The following is a 22112-nucleotide window of genomic DNA, read 5'->3' as shown; positions in this document are numbered from 1 at the left end:
CAATGAGCGCTTCGGTTTTTCTGATCACCACGATATTTAACCTTTATCTGATGGTGGTGTTATTGCGGCTTTGGTTACAGATGGCGAGGGCTGACTTTTACAATCCGTTTAGTCAGTTTGTGGTTAAAGCCACGCATCCGATTGTTGGTCCGTTGCGACGGATTATTCCGTCCATTGGTACCTTTGATGTGGCCACCCTGGTGCTGGCGATTCTGGTCGCGATGGCGAAGTACCTGGTGCTCAACCTGCTGTTTGGTGGCAACATTAATCCCGTGGGCCTGGTGATCATTTCATTACTGGATGTGGTCAAAGAGTTTCTCACCCTGGTATTCTGGGTGCTTATCTTACGTGCCGTACTGAGCTGGGTTTCTCAGGGACGTAATCCCATCGAATACGTCATGCAACAACTCACAGAGCCGTTTCTGGCCCCTATCCGGCGCATTATTCCGCCGATTGGCGGACTCGACTTATCGGTACTGATTGCCATTATAGCCCTGCAGGCGTTACAGCTGGTACTGCGTGATTACTTACCTTATTACTAAGCAGAGGTGAACTATGGGTCGACTCCGCGTTTTTTATAAACTGTTATTTGCGCTCCTGTTACTGCCGTTGGCATTTACTGCCAGCGCCGAACAAAAAGAGCAGCTGGGGGACTGGGACGTTCATTACATTGTAGTCAACTCGACGTTTTTTAGTCCCCAAATCGCCCGTCAGTACGGCGTAGTCCGCAGTAAGTACAACGCGCTGGTAAATATATCTGTGCTTAACAGCGACACTCAGCAAGCACAAACAGTGAGTATGCAGGGCACGGCAACCAACCTGCTTGGCACCGAAAAAAAACTTAACTTTAAAAAAGTTCAGGAAGGTGAAGCGATTTACTACCTGGCCGTGTTTAGCTTTCGCCATGAAGAAACTTACCGCTTTAATATCGAGATCCGCCGGGGTAACACGGTAGAAAATCTTAAATTTCAGCAGAAGATGTACGTGGACTAATCCTTAGCAGGTACCCCGGCACGGTAATTCCGTTGCCGGGGTAGCTAAATGCAGACTCAATGTCAGCAACCCGTAACGGAGAAACCAGGGTGACGCGCCCAATACGGCATAAACTATCAGCCACAGCAAAACAGGCACATAACGGTTTCTTATATAGCCTGAAATCACTTTTTACTATTAATCCCATTCCCCGTCCGTTATCGCTAATCGCTCTCTGCTCTTTTTGCATGGCTTTGCCACTGTTACTTGGCGTACTCAGTGACAACCTGGAAGCTGGCCTTACAGCTTGTATTGGTGCGCTTCTGGGATTGTACAGCCCCTCTTTTACCCCTGGCTACCGGGCCCGTGCGCTGCTGAAAATGATAATTCCATTTGGCGCTTCGTTTACCCTCGGGCTTATAACTGCTCGCTATTTACCCGCCTCAGCTTTTTTCCTTGGGCTGGTTGCGCTGATAGCGATCTACCTTGCCTTGTATAAAAAGATGCGCCCACCGGCCGGGTTCTTTTTCATTATGGTGTGCTGTCTGAGCAAAACCCATCATGTACCAACAGACCATATTCCTGTCATTGCCAGCGCTTTTTTTGCCGGTAGCCTGATGGTAACGATTGCCGTTTGGCTTCACGACCGCATAATGGTGAAAGACAAACCGAAACAAGTCACCGACCCGGCACAACCACTCTGGCAACCTGCCGCATTCGTAAAAGCGCTGGTCGCCGGAATAACCGTTGGCGGCAGTTATTATCTGGCCAGCCTGGGTGGTATTGATAATCCGTACTGGGTACCCATTACAGTTGCTGCCATCTTGCAAGGCCAACGGATGACCGAGTTCTGGCAACGCTCTTTGCACCGGGCCACGGGCACGGCGCTGGGCATGTTACTTGCCGCTGGTATTTTTGCCCTGTCTCCTTCGCCGCTGGTACTGATCCTGCTGTTGTTTGTGCTGGCGTTTACTATCGAAATGCTGATCACCAAAAATTATGCACTGGCGTGTATTTTCATTACGCCATTAACCGTTATCCTTGCCCACACTGCGCCGATTGGTTACAGCGCTCAAACGCTTATCATTGCCCGTATGACAGATGTATTAATTGGCGTTGCTTTTGCTCTGTTGGCCGGGGTAATACTCAAACTTCTGCCGGTAGAAAACCGCTGAGCGGTATCTTTCAGACTACCAAATTGCTTGTTTTAAGTGCCCTATCCATTACACTTTTGCTGGAAGAATAATCCTCTACATCAATAATAACGACGGAACTCACATTGAAAAAGTTAACGCAATCCCTGATCACAGGCGTTGGTTTGCTTGCTCTGTTTGGCTGTGCCCCGAGCGGGCAACAAAACGCTGAGCCTGCCCCAACCTTATCTCTCGAACGCATTTATACTGATAAAGAATTTAACAGTGAACGTGCGCCCTATTTTCGCTGGCTGGATGATGGCAGCGGCTACACAGTGCCCGAAGCGCGCAGTAAAAATACTCAGCAAACTGATGATGACAGCCACGGCGTAACCGGCAATGACATCGTTTTTTATCAGCCTGATGGCAGCGGCCGCAAGGTGCTGGTAACTGTAGAACAGCTCACTCCTGAAGGCGCAGATGACGCCCTGAGTATTGAAAACTACCAATGGTCCGAAGACGGCAAATGGGCTCTGATTTTTACTAACGGGCAAAAGGTCTGGCGGCACCGCACCCGAGGTGACTACTGGGTGTTGAACCTGGAGTCTGACTCACTCTACCAACTCGGTGGCGAGACACCCAAAGAAACGAGCCTGATGTTCGCCAAGTTCAGCCCTGACAGCCAGAAAGTGGCCTATGTACAGGACAACAATATCTATGTGGAAACCCTGGGTAGCAAAAACGTCACCGCGCTTACTACCGATGGCAGCGATACCATTATCAATGGTAATTTCGACTGGGTATATGAAGAAGAGTTTTCAATTACCGATGGTTTTCGCTGGAGTCCTGATAGTAAAGCAATAGCTTACTGGCAGCTTGATCAATCCGGTGTTGAATACTTTACCATGATCAACAATACCGACTCGCTTTACCCAACCCTCACGCGTTTTCCCTACCCCAAGGCTGGTGAGCAAAACTCAGCAGTAAAGGTGGGTGTGGTGTCACTTGCTGACCAACAAACTCACTGGGCACCGCTCTCCGGCGACAATCGCGACCGCTATGTGCCACGCATCAGTTGGGCAGGTACCGGCGAGGAAGTGCTGATTCAGGATGTTAATCGTCCACAAAATACCAATGTACTGCGGTTGTTTAACTGGCAGGAAAATACCCTGAAAACCATCTATACCGATCAGGATGATGCCTTCCTTGAGTGGTATTATGCGGCTGAGTGGCAAGAAGATGGCAGTCATTTTGTGTTCCACAGTGAGCGTGACGGCTGGCGGCATCTGTACCGGATTTCCCGGGATGGCAAGTCAATTATCGATCTGACCCCCGGTGACTATGATATCGTGGATTTGATCACGATTAATGAAGCCACTAACAGTATTTACTTCACCGCTTCACCGGATGCACCAGAACAGCGCTTTTTGTTTAAAGGTTCATTGGATGGCACTACCCCGGTTGAACAGCTGACACCGGCAAAATTTACCGGCAATAACCGCTATTACATGTCAAAAGATGCCAGCTATGCCATGCATACCCACAGCCGGTTTAATCAACCAGCCAGTAGCCAGATCATCAAAACAGCGGGTCATGAGCCTATCACCCAACTGACCACCAATGAGGAACTAAAAGCGCAATTGGCCAAAGAATCTCTGCCACAACACAAGTTTTTCCGGGTTGAAGCCAGAGATGGTGTACCGCTGGACGGCTGGATTATGTTCCCGCCAGATATGGCCCCTGAAAAGAAGTATCCGATTATTTTTTACGTTTATGGCGAACCCTGGGGCTCTACCGTTCAGGATAGCTGGGGTGGTAGCGGCTATTTGTGGAATAGTATGATGGCGCAGAAGGGCTTTATCATGGTATCGGTAGATAATCGCGGCACCCGCGCCCCGAAAGGCCGGGACTGGCGCAAATCGATTTACAAGAAAATAGGCAGTATCACGGTGCGCGATCAGGCCGATGCCCTGGACGCCATGGCGGTCCGTTGGCCGCAAATAGACACCAGCCGGGTTGGTGTATGGGGCCATTCCGGTGGCGGTAGCTCAACCCTTAACCTGTTGTTCAGACACCCAGACAAATTCCATGTTGGGGTAGCCCAGGCACCAGTGGCTGATATCCGCTATTACGATACCATCTACCAGGAACGCTACGCCGGTAATCCTAAAAACGATCCGGGCAGTTACACGCAGACATCGCCCATCACCTTTGCCAAAGACTTACAGGGCGAGCTGCTACTGGTGCACGGTACCGGCGATGATAACGTTCACTATCAGGGCACGGAGGCATTAATTAACGAGCTGGTGAAACACAATAAACAGTTTGAGTTTATGTCCTACCCCAACCGCAGCCACCGCATTAGTGAAGGCGACGGTACCACGTTGCACCTGCAAACAATGAAAACCAACTTCTTCCTTGAGCACCTGCAACCTTAAGCAGCGCTCAGCACAGCAAACATAAAAAACGCAGCATGGCATCACGCTTGCTGCGTTTTCTTAGCTTAACGCATGCGCTACTGCTCTTCGCGTAAAAACACCAGCTCCGTCGTTGTACTTTGCTCTTCACTATAATAATAACCGGCCGTATCAAAGGCTTTCAGACCGTCTACATCCTTAACCTGATGTTGGATAATATAGCGGGCCATCAGTCCCCGTGCCTTTTTGGCGAAGAAGCTGATAATTTTGTACTGACCGTTTTTCTTGTCTTTAAACACGGGCGTGATGATCATGCCATCAAGCGCTGCTTTCTTAACAGACTTGAAGTATTCGTTCGACGCCAGGTTAATCAGCACATTATCACCCTGAGCTTCGAGCGCCTCATTAAGCACTTTGGTAATTCTGTTGTCCCAGTATTCATACAGGTTTTTACCGCGGGAGTTCTCCAGCTTAGTGCCCATTTCCAACCGGTAAGCCTGCATCAGGTCCAGCGGTCGCAAAACACCATAAAGGCCCGAAAGGATCCGCAGATGCTGCTGGGCGTAAGCGATATCTTCATCACTTAAACTCTGGGCATCAAGGCCAGTGTACACATCACCGTTGAACGCAAACAGTGCCTGGCGCGCATTGTCGTCGGTAAACGGCACGCTGAACTCAGCAAAACGGTTGGCATTCAGGGTCGCCAGTTTGTCACTGATCTTCATCAGTGAACCAAGTTGAGCAGGGCTTAATTCCTTACATTCTTCGGCGAGCGTCGAGGCATCATCCAACAGCTCAGGCTGGGTATATTCGCTAACCGGAACAGAGGACTCGTAATCTAAATTTTTGGCTGGGGATACAACAACTAACATGCTTTCTCCTATTTCTTTACCGGAGAGTATACCACTGTTAATTACGTCAATCAGGCACTAAAAATCGATTAGCAGGTTCAATAAAATGGGTCAGAACAAACCGCAAAACGGGTTTTACCCACACCGGTGCTTATGAAAACTGTACAGCGCTTTATTTTAAAGCGATAGCGCACCGTCAGCGGTTAACCTCAACCGAAGATTGTTATACACTGAGTAAAACACGTCATAAAAATTCAAGACGGCACCCTACAGCAAATTTAACCGGCCCGTACCATCTGTACTGATGGCACGGCCACCACTTATTCAGGATATAACAGACTATGAGTAACCAGCTTGAATCGCTCCGTAAATTAACCACTGTAGTTGCCGATACCGGCGACATTGATGCCATTAAAAAGTATCAGCCAGTGGATGCGACCACCAACCCGTCACTACTGCTTAAAGCCGCCAGCCTGCCACAATATGCTGCGCTTATTGATGACGCAGTCAGCTGGGCCGCCAGTCAGTCTGATGATGCCGGGCAACAACTTACCGACGCATCAGACAAGCTTGCGGTAGCTATTGGTAAAGAAATTTCTGGCAGCATTCCTGGCCGTATTTCTACCGAAGTGGATGCCCGTTTATCGTTTGATACCGAAGCCACCATCGCCAAGGCGAAGCGCCTGGTCCAACTGTATGCGGATGCCGGTATCGACAAGTCGAAAATCCTTATTAAGATTGCCTCTACCTGGGAAGGTATCAAAGCAGCAGAAGTACTGGAAAAAGAAGGCATCAACTGTAACCTGACACTGCTATTCAGCTTTGCCCAGGCTCGTGCGTGCGCAGAAGCCGGTGCGTTCCTGATCTCCCCGTTTGTTGGGCGTATCCTGGACTGGTACAAAAAAGCAACCGGTAAAGACAGCTACGCAGCTAACGAAGACCCGGGTGTAGTTTCTGTTACCAGCATCTACAACTACTACAAAGCCAATGGATATAAAACTATCGTGATGGGCGCCAGCTTCCGTAACATCGGCGAAATCCTAGAGCTGGCCGGTTGTGACCGTCTGACCATCAGCCCGCAGTTACTTGAAGAACTGGCCAATGCGCCGGGCGAAGTGGCCGCTAAATTAACTGATAACGGCGCCACTGAGCAGCCGGGCGCAGCGCTTACCGAAGCTGAGTTCCGTTGGGATATGAATGAAGATGCCATGGCTACAGAGAAACTGGCAGAAGGTATTCGCAACTTCGCAGCCGACCAGGAAAAACTGGAAACAATGTTAAAAGACAAGCTCGATAATTTGTAATACAATATTAACATTAAATTGAAATTATCAACCATCTTTACTGATTAGTTTTTGTAGGAAATAAGTATGACAACGCTCACGGAATCAGCCCAGTGGCAAACGCTTGAATCACTGGCCCAACTGGTTAAAAAAGAACATATGCGTAACTGGTTTGCCAGTGACGAAAACCGCGCTGCCGAAATGAATGCAGAGGCCTGCGGTATTTATATCGACTTTTCCAAAAACCGGGTGACCAAAGATGTTTTAAAAGCCCTGTTTGACCTGGCTGATGAGCGTGGTGTCGCCCAACATCGCGACGCGATGTTCAACGGCGATATCATTAACAATACCGAAGGCCGTGCAGTATTACATACCGCGTTACGTAACTTTTCAGGCCGGCCAGTCATGGTCGACGGCGAAGATGTCATGCCGGAAGTGCTCGCCACGCTGGAGAAAATTGAGGCATTCACGCACAGTATTCACAGCGGTGAGCACAGAGGTTATACCGGCAAAGCGATTAAACACATTGTGGCGATTGGTATCGGCGGCTCCTTCTTAGGGCCGAAGATCATGACCGAAGCCCTCAAACCTTATCAGCAGGATGCAGTAAAAGTGCATTTTGTGGCCAACGTTGATGGCTGCCACATTACTGACGTTCTCGCCGGGATGGACCATGAAGATACACTTATCGTGATGTCTTCCAAGTCTTTCTCAACGCAGGAAACTCTGCAAAATACGCTAACCGCCAAAGACTGGTTCCTTAAACAGGGCGGTAAACAGGAAGATATCGCCAAGCACTTTGTTGCCGTATCTTCCAATGTTAAAGCCGCTACCGAGTTCGGAATAGCTGAAGAAAACATCTTCCCTATGTGGGACTGGGTAGGCGGTCGTTATTCGTTGTGGTCTGCCATCGGTCTGCCAATTTCCTTATGTCTCGGCTTTGCCAATTTTAAAGGCCTGCTGGAAGGTGCTTTTGCTATGGATGAGCACTTTAAATCGGCTCCTAATGAGCAGAACCTGCCGGTTATCCTGGCAGTGCTGGGCATTTGGTATCGCAACTTCTTTGGGGCGCAGTCTCACGTTATGTTGCCTTACTATCATTATCTGCGTGGTTTACCTGCGTATGTACAGCAGCTCGACATGGAAAGTAACGGCAAGATGGTGACACAGGATGGCGATGCTATCGGTTACGAAACCGGGCCGATCATCTGGGGTAGCGAGGGAACTAACGGTCAGCACAGTTTCCACCAGCTCATTCACCAGGGGCACGGCGTTATTCCGGCGGACTTTCTGCTGCCATTAAACGTACCTAATCAGGACGACACCCATCACGCGATGCTGGCCTCTAACTGCTTTGGTCAGGCACAGGCTCTGATGCAGGGTAAATCCTTTGATGACTGCTATGCTGATTTAGCCGACAAAGGGCTGGACGAAGCAGAGCGTAAACGTCTGGCTCAGCATAAAACCATGCCGGGCAACAAACCCAGCAACACCATTTTATTTGAAAAGCTGGATCCGTTTACACTTGGCGCGCTGGTTGCTATGTATGAACATAAGGTGTTCGTACAAGGTGTTATCTGGCAGCTTAATTCCTTTGACCAATGGGGCGTAGAATTAGGTAAAGTCCTTGGAAATCAAGTGTTAGCGGGGATTCAGGGGAATACAAAAGCAGAGACTTTTGACAGCTCAACCCAGGATCTGATTAACCGCTTTAAGCAAGCCAATGCACCAAAATAAACATTACTGGTTATAATCTGAGCCAATAATGTGCAAAACAGAGGGAACCGCTCACGGGGTCCCTCTGTACATAAGAACACCACGGATTGTCATCACAGCGTCATAATTTGTTAATTAAAAGTAAACAAAACTATTTTAATCTAACGATAGCTGTGGTACAAAAATTGTCAGGGGTCAATAAAGACACACTGACAGTGTAGTTAGCGGTAATAACAAGGAGATCTCCGTGGATACTTCAGATCTATTTGCAATGCTTAACCTAGACGAAACTTCAACCAAAACCAAAAGTAAAAAACGAAAGTGGAGAGAAATCGAAGCAATTAAAGACCGGTATCAACTTGAAAAGGAACTCGCTGATATCGACATGAGTTTTGACCTGGCTTTAGAAGAAAGCGCACGCTAAGAATACACAACGACCACATCATTGATGTGGTCGTTTGCGTTTAGGGTGTCTGGTTTTTAAATCGGGCTAGAAAGTGACTTATTAATTGGTGGGTTATTGCAATTTAATATTGCTATACCTGCCAGTTAATGGGTGATTTGTTCTGGCTACTCAGAAGCTGGTTAGTCTGGCTGAAGTGTTTACAGCCCAAAAATCCCCGGTGTGCAGACAACGGTGAAGGATGAGGTGCACTCAGTACATGATGCTTGCTGGTATCGATATGCTTGCCTTTCTTTTGCGCGTGGCTGCCCCACAGCAAAAAGACCACACCTTGTTGATGGCGGTTAACGGCATCAATCACAGCGTCGGTAAAGGTTTCCCAGCCCCATTTCGCATGGCTGTGGGCTTTACCCTGCTCTACGGTTAATACGGTATTTAACAGCAATACGCCCTGCTCCGCCCAACTGGTGAGTGTGCCATGTTCTGGTATCACAAACCCATCGATGTCGGTGGCCAGTTCTTTGTAGATATTAACCAGCGACGGCGGCGTTTTAACCCCCGGTAATACCGAAAAACACAAGCCGTGGGCCTGGCCCGCACCATGATAGGGATCCTGACCAAGAATAACCACTTTCACGCTTTCCAGCGGTGTGTACCTAAGCGCATTAAATACGTCTTGTTGAGGCGGATAAATCACCTTACCCGCCTCGCGCTCAGACTCAACACGGGCCAGTAGCCGGGTAAAGTACTCAGCCTCTTTTTGTGGCCCCAGGGCTTCCTGCCAGGTGGTCATTACTCGCCTTTGAGTAACGCAATCATATGCGCTTTCAAGGCTTCATAATCGGCCGGCAACTCCGCTTCCAGGCTGTCCTGATTAGCACAGTCGGCCAGCGGCTTAGGCAGACTCAGCGGCGTACCTAATACGTTTTCAACCGTTTCACGGAATTTAGCTGGATGCGCAGTCCCCAAAAATACACCGACTTCATCGTCATTCAGGTCGTGGCTCACCGCACGGTAAGCAATAGCAGCATGCGGCTCAGAGGTATAACCTTCTTTGAGCAACTGACGCATGGCTAGTTGCGTATACTCTTCGTCTACAGACTCACCGCGCAGGATGGCTTTGTCTATGTAACCGTGCTCAACCAGCGCTTCAATGCGTGGCCAGTTGTTAGGCTGGCTGACATCCATGGCATTAGACATGGTAGCCACGGTAGCATTAGGCGCCCATTCACCGGTTTTCAGGTAACGTGGTACGGTGTCATTCAGGTTTGTGGCGGCAATAAAGCGTTTAATGGGTAAACCCATTACCCTGGCAATCATACCGGCGGTGAGGTTACCAAAGTTACCACTGGGTACCGAGAAGACAGCTTTGCTACGCTTGTCTTCAGGCAGCTGTGCTACCGCTTCAAAGTAATAACATACCTGAGCTAACAGGCGGCTGATATTGATAGAGTTAGCAGAGTTAAGGTGCAGGCCTTCGCGTACGTCAACGTCATCAAAGGCATGTTTAACCATCGCCTGACAGGCATCAAAGTCACTCTCAATAGCCACAGTGTGAATATTATCGCCCAGGGTGGTAAACAGCTTTTGCTGCAGCGGGCTGATCTTGCCTTTGGGAAACAGGATAACTACGTTGATGTTATCCAGCCCGTGGAAGGCATGGGCTACTGCAGCGCCAGTGTCACCGGAGGTTGCAGTCAGAATTGTGATAGGTGCGCCGTCACTGATGCGAGCCAGGCACTGGGCCATAAACCGGCCGCCAAAGTCTTTAAAGGCCAGTGTGGGGCCGTGGAACAACTCCAGGCAGTAGGTTTTATCATTCACCTGCTCCACCTTGGCCGGAAAAGTAAACGCGTCTTTTACAATCCCGGCAACGGTGTCTTCACCTAATTCGTCGCCTATAAAGGCCGACAGGATTTTAGTGGAACGCTCAACAAAAGGCATTGCCAGCAATTCATCAATGTTGTCAAAGCTGGGGATTTCGGTAGGGAAAAATAACCCCTGATTACGTCCCAGGCCCTGCTTTACTGCCTGCGCAAATGACACCTGTTCAGTTGCGTCTTTTAAATTTACCAATTGCACTTCGTTATACCTACTCTTGTTCCTGCTGTGATCCGGCGCCTTTTGCGGGGATACGGCATACATGGCTAAAGCCATCTTCATTTTGAATGTAGTTCTCGGTTAACCAGTTGGCTATATCGTTGGCCTGGCGATAATCATCGCACACGGCAAACACAGTTGGACCAGAACCTGAAATTCCAAACGCCAGCGCGCCGTTAGCCATGCTGTAATCCCGTGCTTCATCAAACACCGGCAGCAGTGACTTACGGTAAGGCTCAGCAATAACATCCTGCATTACGCTGGCAGTCATGGCATAGTCATCGTTATACAATGCATGCACAAAGATACCGAGCTGACGGCCAAAGGTGAGCGTATCTTTAAGCGGCACCGCATTAGGCAGGATATTACGCGCTGCAGAAGTAGAAACACTGATACCCGAATAGCACACCACCCAGTACCAGCTTTTGACTACCGGCAGCGAAACGGTAACGTTATCTTCCTGCCCGGTCATCAATGTCATACCACCCAGATAACAAGGCGCAACATTATCGTAGTGGATACTGCCGCTGATTTGCCCTTCCAGCTCACCCATCATCTTTAACAGAGTATTCTGGTCGAAAGGACGCTCAAAATGTTCGTTCAGACCATGAAAAGCCGCCACAATCGAACTGGCACTGGAGCCCAGGCCACTGCCGATAGGCAGCGATTTAAGCAAAGTAATGTGTACCGGTGTAGTGGCCAGGTTTCTGGCCTGCATGGCTTTCACAAAAAAGTGATAGCAGTCGGTAACGATATTCTCATCGGCATTGGCCGGCAGTTTATGCGCAAAGACACCGGCAACGGTGAGTCCGTATTCGTCTGCATCACTGATAATGACTTCGTCACCCAGTAAGCTACCATCCAATGGTTGTAAGGCTGCGCCCAGTACATCAAAGCCAAGGCTGATATTGCCTATTGATGCGGGTGCGTAAGCTCTGGTTGTTTTCATTTTTACTAATCTCTAAAACCGGTTAATACGCGTTTTGTTTCCATGGCATGGTACGAAGAATATCAGCAAACACGCCAGCAGCGGTTACCGTAGCACCTGCGCCGTAGCCGCGGATAACATAAGGAATAGGCGTGTAATAATCACTGTGGATTGCCAACGCGTTTTCACCATCTTTCACGGCTGCCAGTGGGTGTGAGCCCGGTACCGCCTGAATGGTGACTTTACATTTATCACCTTCAATTGAGCCAATGTAACGTAATACTTTACCTTCTGCCGCAGCACTTTCAACCCGCTTGGCAAAGTCAGCATCAAGCCCGGGTAACTGTTCCATAAAGTTCGGCACGTCGCAGTCTTCAGCAAACCCTTCCGGCAGCACTGATTCAATCTCAATGTCGCTCAGTTCAAGTTCCAAATCGGCTTCACGGGCCATGATTAACAGTTTACGAGCCACGTCCATACCGCTTAAGTCGTCGCGTGGATCGGGCTCGGTAAAGCCGTTTTCTTTGGCAATGGCGGTAGCCTGAGATAAGGTCAAGCCTTCTTCCAGCTTACCAAAGACGTAGGATAAACTGCCCGACAAAATACCTTCAAAGCAGTGCAGTACGTCACCGGCAATGAACAGTTTCTGCAGGTTATCAATTACCGGTAAACCAGCACCAACCGTGGTTTCATACAGATACTGGCGGTTAGTATTCAAGGCAGTTTTGCGCAGTTTTTTGTAATAGGCAAGGCTGTCGGTATTGGCCTTTTTATTTGGCGTCACCACATGGAAGCCGTTTTCCATCATATCGACATACTGACTGGCAATGGCCGCATTACTGGTGCAGTCTACAATCACCGGATTCACCAGCGCATTGCTGTTCACAAAGTCGTGTAAACGCTCAACGGAGAACGCATCGGCGGATTCATTTAACTGGGCTTTCCAGTCACTGTTCACATCCACACCCTGGCTGCTCAACAGCAGTTTACGGCTGTTAGCGATGCCGTATACACGAAGCTGGATGTTGCGCGCCAGTAAGGTAGGTTGCTGTTTGGCAATCTGCCCCAGCAACTCTGCGCCTACTACACCACAGCCTACCAGGAATACGTCGATAGTATGCAGGTCTGAGAAGAAGTTCTGGTGAATTACCTTAACCGCTTTTTTGGCGCGTTTGGCTTCGATAACCGTTGAAATAGAACGTTCAGAGGATCCCTGGGCAATGGCAATATTATTCACCCGCGCCTGGGATAGCGCATTAAAGAAGCGGGCAGCCAGACCTTTGGTGTGACGCATGCCATCACCAACCAGGGTCACGATGGCTAATTCATGACGCACCTCAATGGGATCCAGCAACTGATTTTGCAATTCCAGGGCGAAGGCATCTTCGAGCAGATTCTGCGCACGCAGTGCATCTTTGCTGGAAATACAGAAGCTGATGGAATATTCAGAGCTCGACTGGGTAATAAGACTGATAGAGATATGCGCGTTAGACATTACCTCAAACACCCGGCTTGCCATGCCAACCATGCCTTTCATACCCGGACCGGCCACATTAAACATAGAGATGTCATCAAGCTGAGAAATCCCTTTTACGCTGGTCCAGGTGGTGCTCGCCTCATTGCTGATAAGCGTACCCGGTGCGCTGGGGTTTAAGGTGTTTTTAATTAAGCAGGGAATATGATGCTGGGCGATTGGGCCAATTGTTTTAGGATGCAGTACCTTGGCACCAAAGTAAGACAGCTCCATGGCTTCCTGATAAGTTAGCTTATCAAGTAATACCGCGCCCTCAACCTGATTCGGGTCGGCATTGTAAACGCCATCCACATCGGTCCAGATTTCACAACATTCAGCGTCAATACAAGCGGCCAGTACAGCGGCAGAATAGTCAGAGCCATTGCGACCCAGAGTCACCTTCTCGCCTTCTTCATTGGCGGCCACAAATCCTGGCATAATGATCAACTGGCTGCCATCGGTAACCACTTCACTGAAATTGGCTTTGCTCAGCGACACATCCGCAATGCTATCGAGGTAATCACCCTCGGCTAATACATATTTAACCGGATCAAGGACCTGGTTACTGATCCCTTTCGCCGCCAAAATGCCGCTAAACAAATTAACGCTGATGTATTCGCCCAGACTCATGATGCTGGCGGTTACGGCATCCGGAGAACGCCCTAATAGCGCGATACCTTGTAACTGCTTTTTCAGTCCGGCTAACTGAGTAGTGATAAAATCGTTGATGGTGGCAACATCAAAACCGGCAACCTGTTCGCTGAGTTCAGCAGCGATGCCCAGCACTTTGTCATTTAATTCGCCAAACAGAGCCTCGTAGTCTTCGCCCGCCGCAGCTTGTTCGCAAAGCGCACCAAGAGCGTTAGTGACGCCTTTCGGGGCCGATAATACTACCGCAGCTCCATTGGCCTGGTGGATCGTCATGCTAATCTCGGTCACTCGCAAATAACGTTGCGCATCGGCCAGAGATGAACCACCAAACTTTAAGACTTTCATTGAATGCTCCTTGACTGCATCGTGTTTTGGGCATTGCCCATTTTCTTTACCGCAAAAAAAACCCGCTCTTGTGAGGGCGGGCTTTCGTTGTCTGTTTGCTTACGCGCACTAGCCAGCGACCGCCCTCGTTGAGGTGGTAATAATCATGCCGGTGGTGCTCATAATCGTCTTCATGTGGTCAATTTGCCGTATAGACGTCTATATGTCAACAGCCATTTGCACAATTTTAGACCGTTCCCTGACCTTTTTGCGGCGGGAATCTTTATTTTGGGCGCGCATAATATCACGAGAGTATGCCTCACTTCTACACCCACAACCCGCCTTTATGTTACTGGTTTGCCGTGCTGTCCTGCATCATCTGCCGGGCACTGGATAAAGGGAGCGGTTTATTCGGGGTTGCCGTCACGCGCTCATCATCGGCGCGCCATTCGAAATCGGCGTAATACTGCTTGCGATACTCTGTGGGTGTAACGCCACAGTATTTTTTAAACGCCGCCAGCATAGCTCTGTGCTCGGCATGACTTACCTGCACCATAGCCAGATAATCCGAAGGGCTGTAGCCGCTGACTTTTCTATATATGCGGGAAAAGTGGAAATAACTTAGAACAGCCCCTTAGGCTTAGTTCGCGGCGGTAAGCGGCACAGCCAGGTTGTTATGATACCCACCTCAAACCAGAGTATGTTTCTCACAATCCCCTGCGCGTAGCATGACTGCGCCAGTTTCTGACCGACCCGAAACAGCCTGTGAACCGCCCCTGCCTATCCGAATAAGCTAGCAAACCAACATCTATCATTGCACCCTATGGTAAAATGCAAAAAGCCGCTGTAATGAGCGGCTTTTGTGGTTCTGGTGGCCTGGCAGAATTAGCTACTGAACAACACCATCAGTACGGCAAACACAAAACCTACACCGGCTATTTTAAGCCCGTTTTTAAACGGTAATGCGCGCGGGATAAACATCAGGAAAGCCGACACCACGAAAAACAGCAGCGCAATACCAAAGGCAATGTTCATAAAAAATAACGGGCTGTTAGTTGTTGCCTTGTGCAGCTTAACCATTTTATTGAGCGGGAACGGATAATCCTTGCTCGTTACGCGGGCTTCACCGGTTTGTTTGTTGTATTCGCCCTGGGGAAAAACAATTTTACCGTCTGTTTCCTGTTCTACTTTAAACCCACGCATGCGCAGTTGTTCGCCAAGCCCTTTACCGTTTAAGCCTGCTTCTAACTGACGATGAGAGGTTTGTTCAAACTTCAGAAAGTCGGTGGAGCGAAAAATCAGTAACACGCCACTGAGCGCATAAACCGCCATGATGCCGGCCAGAAAAAAACCAATCCAACGGTGATACTGTCTGAAACTATTATGAAATTTGGGCGACGCCATGGGGTCCTCTTTAAAACTCGTAATGCGGCAGAAATCTTGCCTGGGATTATTGAACAGGCGCTATTCTGCCGAAAATTTTCTGTGGAATACAGCGAATTAACCTTTCTTAACGCTGAACCCAAAATCGCTGACGATGGATTATTCACACAACCAGTTAATGGCTTCGCGACTTTCGTTAAAATAATTGATTTCGCCGCTGATAAACCAGCTGCCGATACTGGCCATCAATGCCTGCCATTCGGCATTGCCAACAATAGCAATTTTGCTGAATTCACTGCCATGACGTAATCCTATTTTAAAATCATCCCAGGCGGCCCGCAGTTCCCAGCCCTTAAATTCGGTAGCATCAAAGAGCATTCGAACCTGCGGTGATTCAATCGTCTCGAGCGCGCCTTCCAGCAAAGGCATGAACGCTTTGTAATCCTCGTGGGTTAACTTACCTACTGCTTTCATCGACACATACAGAGTGTTGTCAAACCGTTCTATACCAATAGCAATACCATGAGTAACCTGGGCAGCCATAACGTCTCCTTATACTTTAGTTTCAGGCACAGTTTACTGTAGCGCGCTACTATTCATGCTGATTTATATCAACATAACGCAGCGGGGCGTACCGAACGAGGGGTTGCTTGTGCTATGTTCTGTTCATTGAGTTCAGGCGGATACCCACAGTGTCAGATAAAGCGCAGGCAAAAAAAATGGCCTATCAGATTATGACCAGCTTCGACAAAAACTATCGCTGGTTCAGCCGTGTAACCCGCGGCGCCAAGGAACGTTTCGAAAAAGGCCAGTGGCAGCAGGCTCTGGCAGCTTCCAAAGAGCGCATCTCACTGTACGAACAAAGCCTGGCAACGGCGGTAGCCGAGTTATATGACTTTATCATGGACCACCGCAAGGACCGGCAGTTTTGGGAGCTGCTAAAAAAAGCCTTTGCGGAGCTGATTGAAAGCCATCCGCAGTATGAACTGGCAGAAACCTTTTACAACTCAGTCATAGGTAAGGTATTCCGGCATAAATCTATCGACAACAGTATTATGTTTGTGACCTCAAGCCGTTGCTTCCTGGCCGGCCAGGACAGACATAAAGTGATCCACAGTTTCGATACCACCACCACAGTAATGGAAATGTACGAGTCCATTTTTGCCTGTTACCGGTTCAATATTCCCTTCGAGGACCGTGGCCGGGATATGCAGCAACTCGATGATGCCCTGCGCCAGCGCCTGAGCAAAGAAGAACTAGCCAGCGTTACCGCGGTTGAAATGCTGAAACCGGTGTTTTACCGGGGTAAAGCCGCTTACCTGGTTGGCCGGATTTGTATGCCTGAGCGCACCGTGCCTTTTGTAATAGCCCTGCATACCAACGAAAATCGCCAGATCTATGTAGATGCTCTGCTCACCGAGCGCCGGGATCTCAGCGTGGTTTTCGGCTTCGCCCGCAGTTACTTTATGGCTGATACCCAGTTTCCTGGCGAACTGGTGGCGTTTCTGCATGAACTGCTGCCCAACAAAAAACAGTTCGAGTTGTTTATTGCCCTGGGCCATTATAAGCATGGTAAAACGGCCTTTTATCGTAACTTCCTGGAACACATGGGTAACTCAGAGGATCAGTTTGAAATTGCGCCCGGTATTCGAGGCCTGGTGATGATGGTATTTCACCTGCCGTCCTATGGCGTGGTGTTTAAAGTGATAAAGGATGAATTTGCCGAAAGTAAAAAGATTACCCGTGAGCACGTTATTGACCGCTACAAGCTGGTAAAAATGTCAGACCGGGTGGGCCGTATGGCCGATACCCACGAGTATGTGAACTTTCGTTTTCCGCTCAGCCGGATATGCCCGGCTCTGCTTGAAGAACTTCAGGATACCTGCGCCTCCAGTGTGGAGTTAACCGACGATGAGCTGATCATTAAACACCTGTATATCGAGAAAAAGCTCACACCGTTAAACCTTTACCTGCAGCAGGAAACCGATCCGGACAAACTGCACAATGCCATTGATGAACTGGGCACCTGCATTAAACAAATTGCCATGGCCAATATTTTTCCCGGCGATATGCTGCATAAGAACTTTGGTATCACCAAACATGGCCGGGTGATCTTTTATGACTATGATGAAATTTGCTGGATGGATGAACGTAATTTTCGCTCAATCCCGAAATCGGACGATCCCTATGCCTTAGACACCTTGTCGGTAGCGCCGAACGATGTATTTCCTGAACAGTTTGAACACTTTATTGTGGGGAAGCGGCCGTTTAAGGAGATGCTGAAATCCCTGCACGGCGACCTGATGACACCAGAGTACTGGCGCGATGCGCAAAAAGAAGTCTCCCAGGGCACCATTCATAACTTTACGCCTTATCCGGGTTCGCGCCGCTTTAAACGCCAGAATCAGTGATAAGAGGGTGTTTGTAAATCGGTGAGAATTTGCTGGAGTTCAGTGTAACAGGAAAGACATGGGCTAAATGGTAAAGGCGCAAGTGTAATCTGCGCCTCAATATTAGCATTAGTAGCTATAACGAACCCCTAAAGATAATACATCGACTTCATCAAAGGCTTCGTACAGAGCTTCAATTGCTACTTGATCACTTACCTTAAATGATGCGCCACCACCGAAACCAAATTCCCAGTCATCTTCAGAAACAGACTCGCCCCCCGCACTGGCTGTTGCTTCTAAACGACCGTACGACGGTTGCAGGAAAACGCCGAACTTTTCGTTTACGTTGTACTGTGCGCGAACGCTTGCCACGATCAGGCTGTCGACTTCAATATCAACACCGTAAACCGTATCGTCACCTACGCCAAAGCCCACACGTAATTCCGGCATGAAAGTCAGCGAGTCATTGTCATAGGTATAGCCAACACTGCCGTAGACAGCGCCGAGTGAAATATCATCAGCTTCAATGTCCTCATTCAAGCTGGAATAACCGCCTGACACGTTCCATTGGGCATTGGCAGAAACGGATGCGCCAATTAATAGAGAAAAAGAGAGTGTTTTAAGAAGTGTTTTCATTTTACATTTTTCCTTTGTAATGATGACCAACACAGGCAGGGACCCATCAAATGGGAGAAAGGCAAATCCACTGCCCGATGTCCGGTCAGGAATTTATCACAGGAATAACGTTACTCACCAGATTATTTACGTTTTCTTTATCGAAATGTTCAAGTTACGCAGTTTTGCAATGGATTCGCTCTTGCAACGCATTGAGGCATTCTATGGTGTGATGAAAGCCTGCAGGCAGATCGTTCAAATTTGCCTGCAAACGGGAGCCTGATATTAATTTTTGTGCAATCCACCACTAGTCTAATTTCACTTATAAAAGAGTAGCGAACAAGGCAACGCTAATGCCCAGTCCTGCCACAAACATGATGCTGCGCAGCTTGTCGATGTCATACCAATAGCAAAGCAGGTACACGATGCGACAAATCACAAAGGCCACTGCCAGGTATACGTGGGTTGTCCCAACCGTGGTTAATGCCAATACCGCCAGTGCCGCGGGAGCAAAGTAGGTAATCGCCTCAAAACAATTATAATGGGCCGCATTGGCCCGCGCGCCAAACCCTTCCAGGGCCTGTTGCTGGGCGCGTGGGTGGCGATTATCGTAACCACCGGAGCGCTGCATGGCCACTGCCAGCGGCACCTTAGCTAAAAACGGCATGACGCAAACCAGCATCAGGCAAAGTAAAAAAATTGTCACCGGTGATCCTCCTTTTCGGGTGTCAGAGTAACGCTATTGTTGTTGCATGAATATTGTAACTTCGGCCATAACCAGACCAAACTTTTTCACGTAAGAACGGTTCATCAGGGTGCCATCGCCCATGGCCCAGAACCAATCGTCGAACGCCACCTTATAAGTAGTGTCGTCTACCGGTAAGTCCATTTCGTATTGAAAGTTAAATGCATTGCCGTACGACGTGCCCTTTGCCACACCCAGAATATCTCCGGCCCGGCCTTCATAAACACCGTTGCCGGTTGGCGTTATCCGCCAGGTGCGTTGCATTGGCCCCTCGCCCACCTCGTAGTTGAACGACTCGTCCAGCACCAGCGTGTTGCCATCCATACTGCCTTTAATGTCTACCGTGAAGCGCTGCACCACATCTCCGGATCGGTTTTGTACGATGCCCCAGGCTTTTACATCACCAACAAAAAATGACTCCAGCGACAATGGCGGTGTAGTCTGCTGATACTTGCTGCCATCAATAGAGGCACTGCACCCGGCTAATGCAAAAAATAAAATCCCTAAAACCAATATACGATACATTTCTATTCCTCCAACTCCAGTAATTTTGCTCTGAATTCAGGCTCGGTGGTTTGTGGTCCCAGCCAGATATTAAAAAACCATTCGCCAAATGCCACTTCCTCTACCTCGCCCACCAGCTCATCGTTGTGAAAAAAGCGCGTGACGCCGGCACTGGTTTTGATGCCGGTGATAGTGTCCTGTTCTTTCACATCCGGGAAAATTTGCTGCATCGTACTCTGCCAGCGTTCAATGCGGGATTTGTCCGACAGCCCTTGTTCGCGCATTTCTTTAATCGAACGCGCGGCGATGTCTTCACCGTCAAAATCGCGCAGGTAGGTAAGCGCCAAAGCAAAAGATTCCTGAGGCTGCCATTTTCCCTGCGGGGCAAACAAGCGGGCGTCATACACGTCCCAGAACAAATACGAATAACGGGCTTCACCCACTTTGGCTGCGCCGGGTATCGCTGAGGTAACCAATTCAGGCACGCTGCTGGCGTGCGCTGTATAACTCAGTATGAAAAATGTCAGGGCGCCGAGCCGCTGCAGATAACTTTTCATAAAATCTCCGAAAAACCTGATACTGCTTATACCGTGGCAACCACATTCGTGATCACATTGGCAACGTACCGGCGATTGATCTTTGTAATGGCTGGGATTACCCTGCCCTTTTCGTTACTGATAGCAATAGCCAACATGACTCCCGAGCATCTGCAAAAGCAGTTAGGACTCAGTCTGCCTTCTCCTTTAGAGCGTTTTACACCAAACTGGCCAGGTGCAGTAAATGTCACCCTGTGGGTGAAACGCGATGACCTCATCCACCCTATTATTTCGGGTAATAAGTGGCGCAAGCTGAGTCAGCTGTTGGCAGACAACGCCACCACAACGCAACATATTGTGAGCTTTGGTGGGGGCTTCTCTAATCATCTGCATGCCCTTGGCTGGTGCTGCCATCAACTGGGTATTAAGTTTACGGCCCTGATTAGAGGTAACTATGGCGCATCGCCAACGCCGATGCTGACCGATCTTAGCCGCTGGCAGGCCAATATCCGCTATCTCACTAAACTGGAATACAAGCAACGTGATGAGCCTGACTTCATAGCTAGCCTGCGCGAACAATATCCCGACGCCCTGCTCGTTCCTGAGGGTGGCAGTCAGCATGCCGCGCTGGCAGGCGTCAAAACCATGCTGGAGGAATGTCAGATACCCTTTGATAAAATTATCACTCCCGTAGCCAGTGGCGCGACGATGGCCGGAATAATAAATGGCGCCGGAATGATTGCTGGCGTTAGCGCCAGGCAGCAAGTATTGGGTATTGCAGTTCTTAATGGGGTTGGGTATCTTGAAAATCTGGTAGCACGATTTTTACCCACTAAATCAAACCGCGACTGGCAGATTCTGCATCAGTACCACCACGGTGGTTATGCCCGCACCTCGCCGGCATTACTGACCTTGTGTGAAGAAATGCAGCAGAAATATGCGATCCCGGTAGAACCTGTTTATTCAGGCAAGGTATTTTATGCGGTTAAAGACTTGCTGGCCCAAGGCGCTTTCGAGGCCGGCGAGCAGGTTATCATTGTGCATACCGGCGGGCTACAGGGGGCCCGAACTGATCCTGACAGCCATTCGTAACGTTACCAACTAAGAGCATCAAAAACTAACAGGGAGACTACATGAGTGACAATCACACCGTTTTTTCACGTCCCAGCCAGTTGTTAATCGACCGCTCGTTAACCCTGTGTAAATCACTACTGCGAATGGAAAACTCCTTTTATCCCTTTGCAGCGATTTATGAAAACGGTCGCATAGGCTGTTTATTCAGTGAAGACTTCGGCGTAGAGAATCCCGGTGAGATGCAAATTCTTGAGCATCTGCAATGGCGGATTATCGACAACATTACCGACAACGATGCCTACGCGACGTTAGTATACGCGGCACAAATTGAAATTAATGAGCAGGAAGCCCAGGACGCCATTGTGATTACACTGTGCGAACCCAACCGTCCTGAACGTTCGGTGGTCTATCCTTATTATCGACAAAACCAGCGCGTCATCCTTGCACCGCCACTGGTCGAAAAGTAATCATCATCTATAATTCTACAGCGCGGCAGACAGTCAACTTTGCTTGCCTATTTTGTGCCGTCTGATAGCATTCAACGCAAATTTTAAATCCATTACAAAAGGGATAA

22 protein-coding genes are annotated in these 22112 nt (G+C 49.0%); 10 read left to right on the top strand and 12 right to left on the bottom strand.

The window, feature by feature from the left end:
- Positions 1 to 2 precede the first annotated feature (2 nt).
- The 4 genes from AC566Q_RS05670 (at position 3) to AC566Q_RS05655 (ending at position 4543) form a co-directional block, all read left to right on the top strand.
- Positions 3 to 542 carry a YggT family protein gene (locus AC566Q_RS05670; RefSeq protein ID WP_105936404.1) on the top strand — a complete coding sequence of 180 codons (540 nt, stop codon included), beginning with the start codon at positions 3 to 5 and terminating at the stop codon, positions 540 to 542.
- A 13-nt stretch (positions 543 to 555) separates the two neighbouring features.
- Complete coding sequence (locus AC566Q_RS05665; RefSeq protein ID WP_105936405.1) at positions 556 to 993, top strand: DUF4426 domain-containing protein; 438 nt, start codon at positions 556 to 558, stop codon at positions 991 to 993.
- Between the two features lie 89 nt (positions 994 to 1082).
- Positions 1083 to 2147 (top strand): FUSC family protein, encoded by a 1065-nt coding sequence (locus AC566Q_RS05660; RefSeq protein WP_170308555.1) that lies wholly within the window; start codon positions 1083 to 1085, stop codon positions 2145 to 2147.
- Between the two features lie 104 nt (positions 2148 to 2251).
- Complete coding sequence (locus AC566Q_RS05655; protein ID WP_420836950.1) at positions 2252 to 4543, top strand: S9 family peptidase; 2292 nt, start codon at positions 2252 to 2254, stop codon at positions 4541 to 4543.
- 77 nt (positions 4544 to 4620) lie between these two features.
- Here the strand turns inward: AC566Q_RS05655 and yaaA are convergent, their stop codons facing one another.
- On the bottom strand, positions 4621 to 5394 hold the full coding sequence (yaaA, locus tag AC566Q_RS05650) for a peroxide stress protein YaaA (protein ID WP_105936408.1): 774 nt from the start codon (positions 5392 to 5394) through the stop codon (positions 4621 to 4623).
- Positions 5395 to 5714: 320 nt separating this feature from the next.
- Between yaaA and tal the strand changes: the two genes are divergently transcribed.
- From tal to AC566Q_RS05635, 3 genes are all read left to right on the top strand, one after another.
- On the top strand, positions 5715 to 6677 hold the full coding sequence (tal, locus tag AC566Q_RS05645; RefSeq protein WP_105936409.1) for a transaldolase: 963 nt from the start codon (positions 5715 to 5717) through the stop codon (positions 6675 to 6677).
- Between the two features lie 66 nt (positions 6678 to 6743).
- Entirely contained in the window at positions 6744 to 8393 is a 1650-nt protein-coding gene (pgi, locus tag AC566Q_RS05640) for a glucose-6-phosphate isomerase (protein WP_123324978.1), read from the top strand.
- A gap of 226 nt (positions 8394 to 8619) precedes the next feature.
- Positions 8620 to 8796, top strand: a complete 177-nt coding sequence (locus AC566Q_RS05635) for a DUF3545 family protein (RefSeq protein WP_083271860.1) — start codon at positions 8620 to 8622, stop codon at positions 8794 to 8796.
- A gap of 112 nt (positions 8797 to 8908) precedes the next feature.
- On the opposite strand, the gene ung is transcribed toward AC566Q_RS05635, so the two are convergent.
- From ung to AC566Q_RS05600, 7 genes are all read right to left on the bottom strand, one after another.
- The gene (gene ung, locus AC566Q_RS05630; protein ID WP_499614708.1) at positions 8909 to 9568 is read right to left on the bottom strand and encodes a uracil-DNA glycosylase; all 660 of its coding nucleotides are present in this window, start codon (positions 9566 to 9568) and stop codon (positions 8909 to 8911) included.
- The gene (gene thrC, locus AC566Q_RS05625; protein WP_499614705.1) at positions 9568 to 10857 is read right to left on the bottom strand and encodes a threonine synthase; all 1290 of its coding nucleotides are present in this window, start codon (positions 10855 to 10857) and stop codon (positions 9568 to 9570) included. The genes ung and thrC overlap by 1 nt, the downstream gene beginning before the upstream one ends.
- Positions 10858 to 10867: 10 nt before the next feature.
- Positions 10868 to 11824: a homoserine kinase gene (gene thrB / locus AC566Q_RS05620; protein WP_499614702.1), complete on the bottom strand. Its 957-nt coding sequence runs from the start codon at positions 11822 to 11824 to the stop codon at positions 10868 to 10870.
- 22 nt (positions 11825 to 11846) lie between these two features.
- Positions 11847 to 14312 carry a bifunctional aspartate kinase/homoserine dehydrogenase I gene (gene thrA / locus AC566Q_RS05615; protein WP_499614699.1) on the bottom strand — a complete coding sequence of 822 codons (2466 nt, stop codon included), beginning with the start codon at positions 14310 to 14312 and terminating at the stop codon, positions 11847 to 11849.
- 328 nt (positions 14313 to 14640) lie between these two features.
- Entirely contained in the window at positions 14641 to 14847 is a 207-nt protein-coding gene (locus AC566Q_RS05610; RefSeq protein WP_499614697.1) for a hypothetical protein, read from the bottom strand.
- Between the two features lie 329 nt (positions 14848 to 15176).
- Complete coding sequence (locus AC566Q_RS05605; protein WP_105936417.1) at positions 15177 to 15695, bottom strand: PepSY domain-containing protein; 519 nt, start codon at positions 15693 to 15695, stop codon at positions 15177 to 15179.
- A 138-nt stretch (positions 15696 to 15833) separates the two neighbouring features.
- Complete coding sequence (locus AC566Q_RS05600; protein WP_499614694.1) at positions 15834 to 16217, bottom strand: SpoIIAA family protein; 384 nt, start codon at positions 16215 to 16217, stop codon at positions 15834 to 15836.
- 149 nt (positions 16218 to 16366) lie between these two features.
- Here AC566Q_RS05600 and aceK point away from each other — a divergent pair, with 149 nt between their 5' ends.
- Complete coding sequence (gene aceK, locus AC566Q_RS05595; protein WP_499614692.1) at positions 16367 to 18085, top strand: bifunctional isocitrate dehydrogenase kinase/phosphatase; 1719 nt, start codon at positions 16367 to 16369, stop codon at positions 18083 to 18085.
- Between the two features lie 108 nt (positions 18086 to 18193).
- Here the strand turns inward: aceK and AC566Q_RS05590 are convergent, their stop codons facing one another.
- The 4 genes from AC566Q_RS05590 to AC566Q_RS05575 form a co-directional block, all read right to left on the bottom strand.
- Complete coding sequence (locus AC566Q_RS05590) at positions 18194 to 18700, bottom strand: outer membrane beta-barrel protein (protein ID WP_499614689.1); 507 nt, start codon at positions 18698 to 18700, stop codon at positions 18194 to 18196.
- A gap of 301 nt (positions 18701 to 19001) precedes the next feature.
- Positions 19002 to 19385: an MAPEG family protein gene (locus AC566Q_RS05585; RefSeq protein ID WP_499614687.1), complete on the bottom strand. Its 384-nt coding sequence runs from the start codon at positions 19383 to 19385 to the stop codon at positions 19002 to 19004.
- Between the two features lie 33 nt (positions 19386 to 19418).
- The gene (locus AC566Q_RS05580; protein ID WP_499614684.1) at positions 19419 to 19949 is read right to left on the bottom strand and encodes a DUF3833 domain-containing protein; all 531 of its coding nucleotides are present in this window, start codon (positions 19947 to 19949) and stop codon (positions 19419 to 19421) included.
- A 2-nt stretch (positions 19950 to 19951) separates the two neighbouring features.
- Positions 19952 to 20485 carry a chalcone isomerase family protein gene (locus AC566Q_RS05575; protein WP_499614681.1) on the bottom strand — a complete coding sequence of 178 codons (534 nt, stop codon included), beginning with the start codon at positions 20483 to 20485 and terminating at the stop codon, positions 19952 to 19954.
- Between the two features lie 33 nt (positions 20486 to 20518).
- On the opposite strand from AC566Q_RS05575, the gene AC566Q_RS05570 reads away from it, so the two are divergent.
- Together AC566Q_RS05570 and AC566Q_RS05565 are read left to right on the top strand one after the other, a co-directional pair.
- Positions 20519 to 21556, top strand: coding sequence for a 1-aminocyclopropane-1-carboxylate deaminase/D-cysteine desulfhydrase (locus tag AC566Q_RS05570; RefSeq protein WP_499614679.1), 1038 nt, complete (start codon positions 20519 to 20521; stop codon positions 21554 to 21556).
- A gap of 41 nt (positions 21557 to 21597) precedes the next feature.
- Entirely contained in the window at positions 21598 to 22005 is a 408-nt protein-coding gene (locus AC566Q_RS05565; protein ID WP_105936425.1) for a hypothetical protein, read from the top strand.
- The last annotated feature ends 107 nt before the right edge of the window (positions 22006 to 22112 follow it).

Source organism: Alteromonas sp. H02 (assembly GCF_059682525.1).
The sequence above is the reverse complement of the archived record's forward strand: the minus strand, read 5'-3'. Positions and strand labels throughout refer to the sequence as shown.